The organism is Flavobacterium ginsengisoli (assembly GCF_029625315.1).
Lineage (GTDB): Bacteria > Bacteroidota > Bacteroidia > Flavobacteriales > Flavobacteriaceae > Flavobacterium > Flavobacterium ginsengisoli.
Window position 1 is genome coordinate 291,495 of the sequence record NZ_CP121110.1, and the last position, 14,580, is coordinate 306,074.

At 36.0% G+C, this 14,580-nt stretch carries 11 protein-coding genes; 10 read left to right on the plus strand and 1 reads right to left on the minus strand.

Annotated elements, in window-relative coordinates:
• The first annotated feature begins 73 nt into the window (after window positions 1-73).
• The gene (locus tag P5P87_RS01365; protein ID WP_278021267.1) at window positions 74-1,138 is read left to right on the plus strand and encodes a Gfo/Idh/MocA family protein; all 1,065 of its coding nucleotides are present in this window, start codon (window positions 74-76) and stop codon (window positions 1,136-1,138) included.
• Window positions 1,135-2,715, plus strand: coding sequence for a sodium:solute symporter (locus P5P87_RS01370; RefSeq protein WP_278021268.1), 1,581 nt, complete (start codon window positions 1,135-1,137; stop codon window positions 2,713-2,715). Before P5P87_RS01365 ends, P5P87_RS01370 begins: the two co-directional genes overlap by 4 nt.
• A 334-nt stretch (window positions 2,716-3,049) precedes the next feature.
• Here the strand turns inward: P5P87_RS01370 and P5P87_RS01375 are convergent, their stop codons facing one another.
• Window positions 3,050-4,261: an MFS transporter gene (locus P5P87_RS01375; protein WP_278021269.1), complete on the minus strand. Its 1,212-nt coding sequence runs from the start codon at window positions 4,259-4,261 to the stop codon at window positions 3,050-3,052.
• A gap of 101 nt (window positions 4,262-4,362) precedes the next feature.
• On the opposite strand from P5P87_RS01375, the gene P5P87_RS01380 reads away from it, so the two are divergent.
• The 8 genes from P5P87_RS01380 to P5P87_RS01415 all read left to right on the plus strand — a co-directional run bounded on the left by P5P87_RS01380 (window position 4,363) and on the right by P5P87_RS01415 (window position 14,480).
• Complete coding sequence (locus tag P5P87_RS01380) at window positions 4,363-4,884, plus strand: AraC family ligand binding domain-containing protein (protein ID WP_278021270.1); 522 nt, start codon at window positions 4,363-4,365, stop codon at window positions 4,882-4,884.
• 92 nt (window positions 4,885-4,976) lie between these two features.
• Window positions 4,977-5,183, plus strand: a complete 207-nt coding sequence (locus P5P87_RS01385) for a helix-turn-helix domain-containing protein (protein ID WP_278021271.1) — start codon at window positions 4,977-4,979, stop codon at window positions 5,181-5,183.
• Between the two features lie 414 nt (window positions 5,184-5,597).
• Window positions 5,598-7,784 carry an alpha-L-rhamnosidase-related protein gene (locus P5P87_RS01390; protein WP_278021272.1) on the plus strand — a complete coding sequence of 729 codons (2,187 nt, stop codon included), beginning with the start codon at window positions 5,598-5,600 and terminating at the stop codon, window positions 7,782-7,784.
• Between the two features lie 287 nt (window positions 7,785-8,071).
• Complete coding sequence (locus P5P87_RS01395; RefSeq protein WP_278021273.1) at window positions 8,072-9,748, plus strand: glycoside hydrolase family protein; 1,677 nt, start codon at window positions 8,072-8,074, stop codon at window positions 9,746-9,748.
• A gap of 120 nt (window positions 9,749-9,868) precedes the next feature.
• Window positions 9,869-10,990, plus strand: a complete 1,122-nt coding sequence (locus P5P87_RS01400) for a glycoside hydrolase family protein (RefSeq protein ID WP_278021274.1) — start codon at window positions 9,869-9,871, stop codon at window positions 10,988-10,990.
• Between the two features lie 154 nt (window positions 10,991-11,144).
• On the plus strand, window positions 11,145-12,251 hold the full coding sequence (locus P5P87_RS01405) for a sugar-binding domain-containing protein (RefSeq protein WP_278021275.1): 1,107 nt from the start codon (window positions 11,145-11,147) through the stop codon (window positions 12,249-12,251).
• On the plus strand, window positions 12,236-12,766 hold the full coding sequence (locus P5P87_RS01410) for a glycoside hydrolase family 2 TIM barrel-domain containing protein (RefSeq protein ID WP_278021276.1): 531 nt from the start codon (window positions 12,236-12,238) through the stop codon (window positions 12,764-12,766). The genes P5P87_RS01405 and P5P87_RS01410 overlap by 16 nt, the downstream gene beginning before the upstream one ends.
• Complete coding sequence (locus P5P87_RS01415) at window positions 12,717-14,480, plus strand: beta-galactosidase small subunit-related protein (RefSeq protein WP_278021277.1); 1,764 nt, start codon at window positions 12,717-12,719, stop codon at window positions 14,478-14,480. Before P5P87_RS01410 ends, P5P87_RS01415 begins: the two co-directional genes overlap by 50 nt.
• Window positions 14,481-14,580: the final 100 nt, after the last annotated feature.

The following is a 14,580-nucleotide window of genomic DNA, read 5'->3' on the forward strand; positions in this document are numbered from 1 at the left end:
CTGTGAAAATCCTTTTAATCTGTGGCAAAAAAATCTAAAATCTAAACTCAACAATCTAAAATAACCACAACCAATGTTAAAAATAGCCATTCTAGGACTTGGAGAAGGACGAAGCACAATGTCGGCTGCTATAGAAAGTTCAAAATTAGAACTCGTTAAAATATGCGACCGAAACGAAGAATTGTGTAAGCAACGTGCAAAAGAATTTGATTTTCATTCGTACACAACTAATTACGACGATTTATTGAATGATTTGTCAATTGATATTATCGCGATTTATACACCAGATCATCTGCACGCACAACACGTAAAGCAAGCTTTATTAAGTGGAAAACATGTCGTTTGTACCAAACCTTTTATCGATGATCTTTCGGATGCTAAAGAATTGCTAGAATTAAGCAAATCAACCGGAAAGAAAGTTTTCATCGGGCAAAGTTCTCGTTTCTTCGAACCAGCCAAAAGACAAAGAGCCGATTATGAAGCGGGTTTAATAGGAGATTTAATTACAATTGAAGCGCAATATCATGCTGATCACAGATGGTTTTTAAAGAAAGAATGGTCGCTTTTGCAATCGTTTAAATGGCTGTATGGAGGTTTGAGTCATCCTGTAGATTTCATTAGATGGTATTTGCCAAACATTCAGGAAGTGATGGGTTACGGAATGATCAGCAGTAATGGACAAAATGCAGGATTGAAGAATGAAGATACAATGCATTTTATCTTCAAAGCAACTGATGGTAGAATTGCTCGTGTAAGCGGTGTTTACACTTCGCCAACTCAGCCAGCACAACGTGACAGCGGAATGAGCACAATTTTGCGTGCTACAGAAGGAGCAAGTCAGGCTGATTATCATGAATTGCGTTATGCCGTTACAGACAAAACAGGCGAAGAAAAAGTAATTACTTGGGGAGACAGTACGATAAAATATTATTTCCGTTTTGAAGGACAAAGCCACCACGGCGGAGAATATCAGAATTACTTAGAATATTTTGTAGACAGTATCGAGCAAGGTTTTGAAGCCTATCCAAACATGGAAGAAGGAATTGGAACTGTTGCTTTATTACAAGCAATGGACAAATCCTTACAAACTGGAATGCCGGTTAAAATTGCCGATATTCTTAACGAATACGGACTATGAACAGTATCTACGATAAATTAACCACACTCGATTTTGTAATTGTTGCGGGTTATTTAGTGGCTTTATTGGTCATTGGATATGTGGTAAGTATGAAACAGAGAAAGAAAAACGAAACGCTTTTTCTGGCCGGAAACTCTTTAAACTGGTACAGCATCGGGTTTAATATGTGGGGAACAAACGTTGGTCCTTCGTCATTATTGGCTTTTGCAAGTATTGGTTATGCTACGGGAATTGTAGCCGGAAATTTCGAATGGTATGCTTTTGTGTTTTTACTGCTTTTGGCGATGGTTTTTGCACCAAGATATATTGCGAGTAAAGTAAGCACAATGCCTGAATATATGGGAAAACGCTATGGCGATAGTACTCAGAATATTTTGGCTTGGTATGCTTTGGTAAAAATATTAGTAAGCTGGCTGTCTTTAGGATTATTCAGCGGAGGCGTTTTAGTACGCCAGATTTTGGGAATTCCGATGTGGCAGAGCGTTACGGTTTTAGTGATTTTCTCTGGAATTTTCACATTTGCCGGAGGATTAAAAGCGATTGCAAAAGTGAATGTTTTTCAGATGATTTTACTGATTGTCGTTTCATTGACGCTTTCCTTTTTAGGTTTACAGAAATTAGGCGGAATAGATGTTTTAATTGCTAAAACGCCTTCTAACTTCTGGAATTTAGTTCGTCCTTCTGACGATGCGCATTATCCATGGCCCGCTATTTTATTAGGATATCCTGTAGCCGCAGTGGCTTTTTTCTGTACCGATCAGTCGATGGTTCAAAGTGTTTTAGGAGCGAAAAATTTAGAGCAGGGGCAATTAGGAGTAAACTTTATTGGATGGTTAAAAGTGATGGCGTTGCCGTTGTTTATTCTTCCCGGGATTTTGTGTTATGCGCTATATCCTGAATTAGGAAGCAATTCTGATTTGGCTTATATGACAATGGTTACGAATCTTTTTCCAAGCGGAATGAATGGTTTGGTTATTTGTGTGATGATTGCGGTTTTGGTGGGAACAATTGGTTCTTCGTTAAATGCTTTAAGCACCGTTTTTACGAATGACATTTATGTAAAGAAAATCAACCCGACGGCGACGATTCAGGATCAGATTAAAATTGGCCGTTTGACAATTGCTATAGGATGTGTTTTTGCAATTCTGATTGCCGTTGCAATTGACAATATCAAGGGACAGAATTTATTCAACATTTTTCAGGCGGTTTTAGGTTTCTTGGCACCTTCGTTATCTGTTGTTTTCCTTTTGAGTGTTTTCTGGAAACGCACTACCAAAAAAGCCGTAAATGCAACACTTTCTTGGGGTTCTGCTTTTAGTTTGTTTGTTGGAGTTTTATATTTATGGATTTTCCCTGCCGATAAATATCCAGTTTGGCCTCACTTTTTATTGATTTCGTTTTACATTTTTGCTACGCTTTTAATTGCAGCCGTTATTATTTCTTTAACCGATAAAAATCCTGAAGTGAATGTTTCAGATGAAACGGATATTCCTAAAACCAGTAAAAAGGTAAAGCTTTTGTTTGGTTTGTTGGGGTTGGTGATTTTGGTTTTGTATTTGGTTTTTAATGGGAATTAATAAATTCAAAGGATTTCAAATATAGCCCTTGGTTTTAACCACGGGAATGCAATGTATAACATTACGTTTGCCAAAATACGTTTCCCGTGGTTGAAACCACACGCTATGTTTTGAAAAAGATTGTAAATAAAGCAAGGTTATTTTATGAGTTGCCTCCATTTTTAACTGGAGGTCTATGTAAAAAGAATAGAAAAAGGCTTTAGCCAAATTGTCGATATTTGGCTAAAGCCTTTTGAGCTTTGTATTTCGGTTTCATCCAGCTAAAGCTGGACGCAATTAAAAACTTATTTTTTTAATAAATCTTTGAGTCTTTGAGACTTTGTGGCATTAAAAATTATTTCTGAGTTTTTTTCTTCTCCAAATTAGGCAAGAACCCAGTAATTACTCCAATCAAAGGTAGAAACGCACAAATCTTAAATACATATTCTATACTTGTAGCATCGGCAATTTTCCCTAAAATAGCAGAACCTAAACCGCCCATTCCGAAAGCAAATCCGAAGAAAAGACCCGCTACAAGTCCTACTTTTCCAGGCATTAATTCAGTTGCATACACTAGAATTGCTGAGAATGCCGAAGAAAGAATTAGACCGATAATTACAGATAAAGTTCCAACCCAAAATAAAGAAACATAAGGCAACATCAAAGTAAATGGAGCAACACCTAAAATAGAAACCCAGATTACATATTTTCTGCCGTATCGATCTCCAATTGGTCCACCAATTAAAGTTCCTGCAACAACAGCGCCAGAGAACAAGAATAAATACACTTGCGATTGCTGAATCGTAATGTGAAATTTATCTATAAGAAAGAAAGTATAATAACTCGTAATGCTACTCATATAGAAGTATTTAGAGAAAATCAGAACCAATAAAATAACCAACGAAGCAATTACTCGGTTTTTAGATAAATGATGTGTTTCAATTTGGTGAGAAGCTTTATTCGCATTTCTTTCCGATAAATGTGCCGTGTACCAAATCGCAATTTTATACAAAGCAAAAACACCAACTAACGCAATAATACAAAACCAAGCGATATAAGATTGTCCGTGCGGAATAACAATAAATGCGGCTAACAAAGGCCCAATTGCACTTCCTGCATTTCCTCCCAATTGAAAAATAGACTGCGCCAAACCTCTTTTTCCGCCCGAAGCCAAATGCGCTACACGCGAAGATTCAGGATGGAAAATCGAAGATCCAATTCCGATTAAACTTACCGATAATAATAAGTTGATAAAACTCGAAGCGATCGAAACAAAGAAAAGTCCAACCATTGTAAAACACATTCCAACAATTAGCGAGTATGGTTTTGAGTTTTTATCGGTATACATTCCCACAAAAGGCTGTAAAATAGAGGCTACCATTTGGTAAGTCAAAGTAATAATACCAATTTGAGTAAAACTTAGACTAAAATTATCTTTTAAAAGCGGATAAATTGAAGGAACAACAGCTTGTAAAAGATCATTAATTAAATGAGAAAAACTAATGATAAATAAGATCGAATAAGTGGTTTTTTTAACTATGTCAGGATTTGCTTTAATAGTGTCCATGAGATATTTTTTGATTTTTAAATTAGGTTAAAAAACAACAGCTGTATTATTTTTTGCAAAGATTAAAAGAATAGTAATGTCAGAATTGCTATATTTGGACAATGAATAGTCAATATCGGACATATAGAGTAGCAACGGATTTTGGATATCAAGTAGATTCCTCAATCCCAGTTATAGGTTATACTGAAACAGTTAACAACGAAATGTGTATCTCCCACTCGCATCCAAGAGCTCAATTGATCTACGCGACTCGTGGCGTAATGAATGTTGTGGTGGGCAATAACATTTGGGTTGTAAATCCGTTGCAAGGCCTTTGGATTCCAAGCGGAGTAGAGCATCAGGTTACTTTTCAGAAAGACGTTAACTATTACAGTGTTTTTATTGATCCTTCTGCAATTGGAGGATTGCCAGAAAAGAGTTTTTCGTTTGATATTCCGATGTTTTTAAAGCAGTTGGTTTTCAAAATCATTTCTTTTGGAACAAGTGGCAACTTAACAGAATCACAATTAAGAATCATTTATGTCTTTTTAGATGAACTGGCTTTAATAGTGCCAAGCGCCACATTTTTGCCTACTACAAATGATGAAAGAGTCGCAGAAAGTGGTAGAACTTTTAATGAGTGATGTTTCGAGTAAACAAACGATTGATTATTATGCTGAACTTTCTTTTATGAGCAGACCGAACTTTATCGCGATTATTCATAAAAGAATTGGGAATGAATTTCAGCGATTGGCGCACCCGAATGAAATTACTAGAAGCCATTAAAAGATTAGGCGAAAAACAATCCATAAAAGAAATCGCTTTAGATTTAGGTTACGAAACAGCGAGTGCTTTTATTTATATGTTCAAAAAGCATTTGGGCAAAACGCCTTCTAACTATATTTTAGAAGATGAAAATGAGAACGATAAAATGATTGCTTAGGTTTTGAATGTAAATTGAACGCTGATTAAACGGATTTGATTTACACGGATTTTTTTTGTTTTTATCTAAGATAACCACAATCTTTGTCATTTCGACGAAGGAGAAATCTTCGCAAGTAACTCCGCAACGAAAGTCCAATCTTTTTAGAGCTTCTCGTGGAGATTTCTCCTTCGTCGAAATGACAATAAAGAGAAAAAATAAATCCGTTTCATCCGAGTCTTCGCGATAGCGAATCCATCTCATCCGCGGCCCATAAAATTCTAACATCATTTTTTTTATTACTAAAAAAGTGATAAGCCATAATTTTTCCCTTAAAAAATTATCAAAAAGTACTGTTTTTTATGAAATAGCAGGATAGTGCAGGGTGTGAAATGTGATAAGAACACTTAACTTTAGTCCCAAAATACACTAACTATGCTAAACCGCTTTCCCATTTTTAAGACTTTACTTCTTTTTGTTGCCCTTTTTTCCTGTTCGCTGTCATTTGCACAAGAAAAACCAAAAGAAGCGACATGGATCTGGTATCCAGGAGATTTTGAAGTTTGGTTAAGCAACAAAATGCAAGTAAGACGTACAGAACGTGAAGCCGTATTTCCTCCGCTTTGGCAATATTACAGTCCGTATGCTTTAGTCACTTTTCAGACAGAAGTAGATATTCCACAGCCAGATGAAGTGAAAATCTTTTCAGAAGGACCTTTTCAATTACTTTTAGACGGCGTTCAAATTTACGGACAGCCAAAATCAATCGCAGTTCCTGCCGGAAAACACAAAATTTCTTTTAAAGTTTACAATCAGGAAGTATTGCCGGCTATTTATATTTCGGGTCAATATGTTAAATCTGATGCTTCTTGGAAAGTAACTAACGAAGATAAACTTTGGATTGATGAAACTGGAAAAGCACAGCAATCTGGCACGCCGTGGGTTCCTGTTGGTTCTTGGAATTTTAATTCGCCAGAAAATAAACCTTCTGAGTTTAAACTAACAACCAAACCTTTAAGTGCTAAGAAAACAGAGAAAATAGGAGCGGGTCAATTAGTAGATTTTGGCAAAGAAACTTTCGGTTACATTAAAATTCATGGTTTAAAAGGAAAAGGTAAACTAGCATTGTATTATGGAGAATCTCGTGAAGAAGCTTTGGATTCTGCCAAATGCGAAACTTTAGATCATTTATCTTTTGATGGAAAACAGCCTGAAATCTACACACATGATGGATCGAAAGCATTCCGTTATGTTCAGGTGCAAGCAGATGCAGGGGTGAAGTACGATTCTATTTCGATGCTTTATGAATATCTGCCATTAGACTATCGTGGAGCATTCAAATCTTCTGACGAGCAATTGAATAAAATTTGGGATGTGTCGGCTTATACGATGCATTTAACTTCTCGCGAATTTTTTATTGACGGAATTAAACGCGACCGTTGGGTTTGGTCTGGCGATGCTTATCAAAGTTATTTAATGAATTATTATTTATTCTTTGATTCGGCTTCGGTAGAAAGAACTTTGTTAGCGCTTCGCGGAAAAGATCCTGTAACGGCTCATGTAAACATTATAATGGATTATTCGCTGTATTGGTTTGTAGGTGTTTACGATTATTACTTACATACAGGCGATACAAAATTCATCAAAACTTTTTATCCAAGAATGAAATCGCTTATGGATTTCTGTTTAGAAAGAAGAAACAAAAACGGATTTTTGGAACCTTTAGAAGGCGACTGGGTTTTTATTGATTGGGCAGATGGACTTCCAAAAACAGGCGAAGTGAGTTTTGAACAGATGCTTTTAGCGAGAAGTCTTGAAGCGATGGCAGTGAGTGCTGAAATTGCTGGGAAAAGCGAAGATCAAAAACAATATCAGAAATTGGGAACTGATTTAAAAACTAAATTATTTGATGTCTTTTGGGATAAAAAAGAAAACGTAATGAAACATCAGCGTATCGATGGAAAAATTCAAAATATTGTAACCAGATACGCTAATATGTTCGGTATTTTCTTCAATTATTTTACTGAAGAACAGAAACAAAGCGTAAAAAATAAAGTGCTACTGAATAAAGATGTTCTTCAAATCACAACTCCATACATGCGTTTTTATGAGTTGGAAGCATTATGCGCAATGGGGGAACAAAACTACGTTTTAAAAGAAATGAAAGATTATTGGGGCGGAATGCTAAATGAAGGTGCAACCTCTTTCTGGGAAGAATACAATCCGAACAAAAAGGGAACGGAACATTTAACGATGTATGGTCGTCCTTACGGGAAAAGTCTTTGCCATGCTTGGGGCGCAAGTCCGATTTACTTATTAGGAAAATATTATTTAGGTGTAAAACCAACTGCTCCAGGTTATTCAGAATACGAAATCAAACCAAATTTAGGCGGTTTAAAATGGATGGAAGGAAAAGTACCAACACCAAACGGGGAAGTTGTCGTGTATTGCAGTACCAAAGAAATCAAAGTAAAAGCTGGAGAAGGACAAGGAAAATTGATTTTTGAAAGTGCCAGCAAACCTAAAACAAACTCGGGAATAATTACTGAATTAGCAAAAAACAAATATCAATTGATTGTAAAACCGAATGTGGAGTATAAAGTGAGTTATAAGGCTTTGTGAATTATGAATTATGAATTATGAGTTATGAGTGATTAGTAATTAGTGATTAACCGATAGTTTATAACGCCCAGTTTGTCATTCCGACTGAAAGGAGGAATCACGCTCGTAACCATAAAGATTGTCACGTTCAATTTGTCATTTCGACGAAGGAGAAATCTTCGCAAGTAGCTCCACAAAGATTGATCTGCAAAGCGTGCTCAGCAAACGAAGATTTCTCCTTCGTCGAAATGACAAGATTGAAGAAATGCATAAGAAAGAATAAAAGCCAATAAAAAAATAAAAAACCAATGTTTTCAAAAAACACAAAATACAACTTCAAATTAAAAACAGCATTCTTAATGTTATTAACCGTCTGCATCCAAGCCACAGCACAAACCACAGCATGGAAACCAGCTTCATTTGAAATCGTAAAATCAAATTACAAAACTTTCAAAACCACGCAATACGCACACGTTTTTTCAGGAAGCAAACACAATATTGTTCGTTTAGCTCCAGAATTGCAAGGTTTAACAGGAATTGAACTTCCTTTAGAGAAATATAAAAATGGAACTAATGCTCCATTACAATTAAAATTTAAAGAACAAGTTCAGGTTTTGATTGGAGTTTTTCAAGAAAATAATTCAGATTATCTTCAAGCTGATAAGCTTCAAAATGCTAAATTAATTTTAGAAAGTGGGGTTACTATAACAGGATTGCCTTCGGTTAATGTATATGCGATTTCTTTCTCAAAAGGAACTCAAACATTAAATTTTGAAAAAGGATTATTTGCAGTTTTAGGAGTTGTAAAAGCTTCTGAAAAACTAGAACCAAGAAATGCCAATTTTCCAGATGGAAAACTTTGGAACCCAACTTTTATCGTTGAAGGATTTTCAGATGAAAAACCACTTTTCGAAATTATTGGTGGAGAAAATAAACCTGTTATTGACGAAGGAATGTCTGGAACTGAAGGAATTCAGGGAGGTTTTGAAGGCGGACGCGTTGTAAAAGTTGGCGATACGTATCACATGTTTCCAACTGAAAGAGCTGGAGAAAAAGGAGTAGATTACTATTACGATCGTGTAAAAACCAAAATCGGACATTGGACAAGTAAAGATGCAATCCATTGGAAAAGAGAATCAACTATTTATCAAGCAAGCGGAACTTATGCCGTTACAGAAGACGATAATCCGATGAATGATCGTCGAGCGACTATTTGGTCTTATATGCCAATTTTCAACGAAAAAGAAAACAAATGGTACGGCTATTATTTGGCTTATACTGTTAGTAAAGAAATAGAACCAAATCATTCATTCGGAAGAATTTGGCGTTGTGAATCAACGGTTGATGGAATCAACGGAATCGGCGGGCCGTATAAAGATATGGGAATCATTATGGAACCAGGATTGGATTCTCAGCCTTGGGAAGGTCGTCAGGGTGTTGCTTCGTTTTTTCCGTATCAGGTTGGCGATAAATATTTTGGATTTTACAGTGGTGCTTATCCGTTCAATTCATGGGCAGATTATCCGAAGAAATCTGGTAAAGGCTGGTTTGTGGCTTTAGCAGAATCCAAAAGTTTAGAAGGCCCTTGGTTAAGAATGAATAAAGGTTTGGAACCCATTAAAACCATGCATCCGTTATTTGTAGAAAATCCAATAGTAAGTCAATTACCAAATGGAATGTACATCGCCATTTTCGACGGAGGTCCAGACGGTTGGGGACATCATTTACCAAATATGATTGCGTATTCTTTATCAGCAGACGGTGTTAATTGGGCTGAAGCTCATTATTTACCAATCGAAACCAAAGTCGATAAATGGTGGGATATTATGCGAACGCCATTATGTTTAATACCAGAAGGAAATGACGTTTACACAATAGTCTATAACGCCATTGATCTAAAAAGGAGATTTCATCCAACAGGAATGGTAAAAGTAAAATTAAACAAAGACGTTATGGAGTCTAAATTAAAGGAATTGAAAAAATAAATTAAAGTTTCCCGCAGATTTTGCAGATCAGGTAGATAAAAAAATCAGCTAAATCTGCAAAATCTGCGAGAGAAACAAAATAAAATCCGCATCATCCACGGACCAAAATATAACCAAAAAATGAAAATTAAATATCTACTAATTGCCATTTCAGCGCTTGTCATAACAAGCTGTGCTACCAAATACAAGAAAAGAGAAATTACTGATAGTGTAATGCAGGAGATTTACGAAGAAATCAAAACGCCTTACAAATACGGCTTGGTAATGGTTCCAACTGACAACTCATACAAAATGGATTGCCCGAGTGTATTTAGAAAAGATGGCAAATGGTATATGACGTATTTAATTTACGACGGAAGAGGTTACGAAACTTGGCTAGCAGAAAGCGATAATCTTTTAGATTGGAAACATCTAGGAAAAGTAATGTCTTTTTCAGAAAATGAAAAACATTGGGATGTCAACCAAAAAGCAGGATATATTTCGTTGCAAGATTTGACTTGGGGCGGAAGCTACGAATGGGAAAAATACGATGACAAATACTGGATGAGTTATTTTGGCGGAGACAGCAAAGGTTACGAAGCAGGCGTTCTATCAATCGGAATGGCTTACACAAAAGAAGCTCCGACAAAACCACACGAATTTCAAAGATTAGAAAATCCGGTTTTAACACCAAAAGACAAAGACGCTAAATGGTGGGATAATAGTACGATGTATAAAAACAGTGTAATTCGTGATAAAGACAAAGTTACAGGACACAATTTTATCATGTATTACAATGCCCGTGGCGATAGTATCAATCCTGCAAAAGGTGCTGAACGTATTGCGATGGCGGTTTCAAACGACATGAAAACATGGAAACGTTATGGCGATAAACCTTTAATCAATCATCATAAAGGAATTTCGGGAGATGCTTATATTCAGCGTATTAATGATACTTGGGTAATGTTCTATTTTGGAGCTTTTTGGACAGGTTGGAATCAAGGTGCATTTAACCGTTTTGCCGTTTCGAATGATTTAGTAAACTGGACGGACTGGAAAGGCGACGATTTAGTTAAATCATCAGAACCTTACGATGATATGTTTGCGCATAAGTCATTTGTTGTAAAACACGACGGAATTGTGTATCATTTTTATTGTGCCGTTAACAAAGCAGAACAAAGAGGAATTGCCATTGCAACATCTAAAGATTTAGGAAAAAGCAAATTGAATTTTGTGGCACCGCCGGAGAAAAAGAAGAAATAATTATGAGTTATGAGTTATGAGTTATGAGTTATGAGTTATGAAATATCTTAATACTCCCAACTGAAATGACTCCGTTAGGAGGCTCTCGTCGGTAGAAAAAACAAATTATCGCAAAGGAAATTTTGTCCCGTAGGGACAATTGAATCAAATAATAATGAACAATAATATAAAGCCAATGTTTTCATCAAAATACAATAATCCATTTTTCAGATTACGATTTTTGACGTATACATTTTACATTTTACTATTCACAACTTACACGCAGGCACAATCCGTAACAGGAGAACCAGCGGGAGTTCCGGAATTACATAAAAAATACGAATTCGCTCCGTGGGAAGATCCAACAATTACGAGTATCAATAGACAGCCATCAAGAGCAACTGCTTATTCTTATTCTTCTGTTGAAGATGCTTTAAAAGGCGACAGAACCAAAAGCCGAATCCAAATGCTAAACGGCGATTGGGATTTTAAATATGCAGTAAATCTAAAAGAAGCATCAAAAGATTTCTATAAAAACACCGTTTCAGGTTGGGATAAAATCGAAGTGCCTTCAAACTGGGAAATGAAAGGATACGATAATCCGATTTACAAAAGTGCCGTTTATCCGTTTCGACCAATAAATCCGCCTTATATTCCTAAAGATTATAACGGAGTTGGTTCTTACCAACGCAGTTTTACGGTTCCTGAAAATTGGAAAGATATGACCGTGACTTTACATTTTGGAGCCGTAAGTTCAGGTTTTGAAGTTTGGCTTAACGGAGAATTTTTAGGTTATGGAGAAGACAGTTTTCTGCCATCAGAATTTGATATTACACCATATTTAAAAGCAGGAGAAAATGTAGTTTCAGTTCGTGTAATTCGTTGGACAGATGGTTCTTATTTAGAAGATCAGGATCATTGGCGTATGAGCGGAATCCAGCGTGAAGTTTTCATTATGGCCGAACCAAAATTACGAATTCAGGATTTCTTTGTTCAAACTAAATTAGACAAACAATATACAGATGCAATTTTTAAACTGCGTCCGAAAGTAGAAAATCTGACTGGAGCAAAAATTAAAGATTATACGATGAATGTTCAATTGTACGATGCCAATAATACGGCAATGTTCAAAGAACCGCTTCAAAGACCTGTGATTGATTTAATCAACGAAAGTTATCCTCGTTTGGATAATGTACGTTTTGGATTTTTCAGGAAACGATCAAAAATCCAAAGAAATGGAGTTCAGAGGAGCCGAATTTATACACGATGGTCATTTCGATAAAAGATAAAAACGGAAACGTTACCGAAGCCAAAAGCTGTAAAGTTGGTTTCCGTTCGATTGAATTTTCGAAAGAGAATGGAAAAATGCTCATTAACGGAAAAGAAACTTATGTTTATGGCGTAAACCGTCACGATCATCATCCCACAAGAGGAAAAGCGGTTACTAGAGAAGATATCAAGCAAGATATCACTACGATTAAAAAGTTCAATTTCAATTTTATACGTACAAGTCATTATCCAAATGATCCTTATTTCTACGAATTATGCGATCAATACGGAATTATGGTCATGGACGAAGCCAATCAGGAAACACATGGAATTGGCGGTAAATTAAGCAACGACCCACTTTGGACAAATGCTTATATGGAAAGAATGATCCGAATGGTCGAAAGAGATAAAAACCATCCATCGGTCGTGATGTGGAGTTTAGGAAACGAAGGAGGAAAAGGGCCAAATCATCTTCGCAATGTCGGGTTGGGTTCACGATTTCGACATTACCCGTCCAGTTCATTATGAACCAGCGCAAGGAAATGCCAAATTAGACGGATATATCGATCCGCTTGATCCAGGATATCCAAAAACAATCGATCATGCTTATCGATTTGAAAACCCGCAGGATGATTCGTATGTCGATATGGTGAGCCGTTTTTATCCGGGCGTTTTCACACCTAAGTTTTTAGTAGATCAAAAGAAAGATACTCGTCCAATTATTTTTGTGGAATATTCTCATGCGATGGGGAATTCAGTTGGAAATTTAAAAGAATTATGGGATGAATTCCGTTCGCTTCCAAGAGTTATCGGAGGTTGTATTTGGGAATTTAAAGATCAGGGGCTTTTGAAATTCGATTCGAGATCAGGGCAGAATTATTTTGCTCACGGAGGAGATTTTGGCGAAAAATACCATGACGGGAACTTCAATACAAAAGGAATTGTAGATTCTAACGGAAAACCAAAAGGTTCCATTTTTGAAAATAAATGGGTGTATCAGCCAGCGATTTCGACTTTAAACGGAAATCAGTTAGAAATTAAAAATCGTCAAGCTGTTAAATCTTTAGAAGGATATATTCCAGTTTTAAAAGTGTTGGAAAACGGAAATGTAATCAAAACTCAAATTTTAAAACCATTTAAAGTAGAAGCAGGGCAATCAACAACTTTAGATATCAGTTCTTATCTTCCAAAAATGAAAGCTGATGCCGAATATATTTTAAATATAGAATTCCAACTTTCAAAAGACGAGCTTTGGGCAACAAAAGGTTACGCCGTTGCGGAAGATCAGTTCATATTGAAAAAGAAAGAGGCTGTTTCGCCAGAATCTAAAAAAGAAACGCTGAACGTTTCTGAATCAGATTCAGATTTTAAAATCAAAGGAAAAACTTTTGATATTACAATTGGAAAAACAAACGGAGCTTTAAGTTCTTATATTTTTAACGGAGAAGAACAAGTTTTCGCACCGCTAATGCCAAACTTTGTAAGACCACTTACAGATAACGACAAACGTGGATGGAAATCGCAAAAGCTACTGAAACAATGGTATAAAGCAAAACCAAAATTGGTTAACATTTCAATTGACAAATCAGCTTCAGAAATCAAAATTACAAGCAATTACGAAGTCATAAAAGACAGTGCGAACGTAAAAGTAGTTTACAACATTTTACCAAACGGATTAATAAAAGTAGATTACAGTTTAAAAGCATCAAACAAATTACCAAACATTCCAAAAATCGGAATGCAGATGGGAGTTCAGAGAAAATTCGATCAAATTTCATGGTACGGTAAAGGAGAATTAGAAAATTACAGCGACAGAAGTTTTGGTTCGTTTGTTGGAAAATATTCGCTTCCAATAAATGATTTTATCGAACATTATCCAAAACCGCAAGAAAACGGAAACAGATGTGATGTAAGGTGGATGGCATTAAGCACTCCGCAGAAAAACAATGGTTTTTTGGTTGTAAACGATAATAAAGTTCTAAGCATGGGCGCATGGCCATACACACAAGAAAACCTAAGTTTATCAGGACATACATACGATTTGAAAGATCCAGGATTCTTGACTGTAAACATCGATTTAATCCAAATGGGAGTGGGAGGAAACGATAGCTGGACGATTGTAGCGCAGCCATTAGAACAATATCAGATTAAATCTGGAAATTATGAGTATAGTTTTTATTTGACGCCGTTCAGCGGTTCAAAAAATGAATTGGAAAGTAGTTTGAAGAAGTTTAAGTATTGATAATTTTAAAATTAAGAACTATAAATTAAAGATACAGTTTGTCATTTCGAGGAACGAGAAATCTTCGCAAGAAACTCCACAAAGGTGATCCAGCATGCGG

What these genes read in the sequence shown, in the direction of transcription:
- P5P87_RS01365 (WP_278021267.1), top strand. Translation starts at nt 74, where the DNA reads ATGTTAAAAATAGCCATTCTAGGACTTGGAGAAGGACGAAGCACAATG.
- P5P87_RS01370 (WP_278021268.1), top strand. Translation starts at nt 1,135, where the DNA reads ATGAACAGTATCTACGATAAATTAACCACACTCGATTTTGTAATTGTT.
- P5P87_RS01375 (WP_278021269.1), bottom strand. Translation starts at nt 4,261, where the DNA reads ATGGACACTATTAAAGCAAATCCTGACATAGTTAAAAAAACCACTTAT.
- P5P87_RS01380 (WP_278021270.1), top strand. Translation starts at nt 4,363, where the DNA reads ATGAATAGTCAATATCGGACATATAGAGTAGCAACGGATTTTGGATAT.
- P5P87_RS01385 (WP_278021271.1), top strand. Translation starts at nt 4,977, where the DNA reads ATGAATTTCAGCGATTGGCGCACCCGAATGAAATTACTAGAAGCCATT.
- P5P87_RS01390 (WP_278021272.1), top strand. Translation starts at nt 5,598, where the DNA reads ATGCTAAACCGCTTTCCCATTTTTAAGACTTTACTTCTTTTTGTTGCC.
- P5P87_RS01395 (WP_278021273.1), top strand. Translation starts at nt 8,072, where the DNA reads ATGTTTTCAAAAAACACAAAATACAACTTCAAATTAAAAACAGCATTC.
- P5P87_RS01400 (WP_278021274.1), top strand. Translation starts at nt 9,869, where the DNA reads ATGAAAATTAAATATCTACTAATTGCCATTTCAGCGCTTGTCATAACA.
- P5P87_RS01405 (WP_278021275.1), top strand. Translation starts at nt 11,145, where the DNA reads ATGAACAATAATATAAAGCCAATGTTTTCATCAAAATACAATAATCCA.
- P5P87_RS01410 (WP_278021276.1), top strand. Translation starts at nt 12,236, where the DNA reads ATGGTCATTTCGATAAAAGATAAAAACGGAAACGTTACCGAAGCCAAA.
- P5P87_RS01415 (WP_278021277.1), top strand. Translation starts at nt 12,717, where the DNA reads ATGTCGGGTTGGGTTCACGATTTCGACATTACCCGTCCAGTTCATTAT.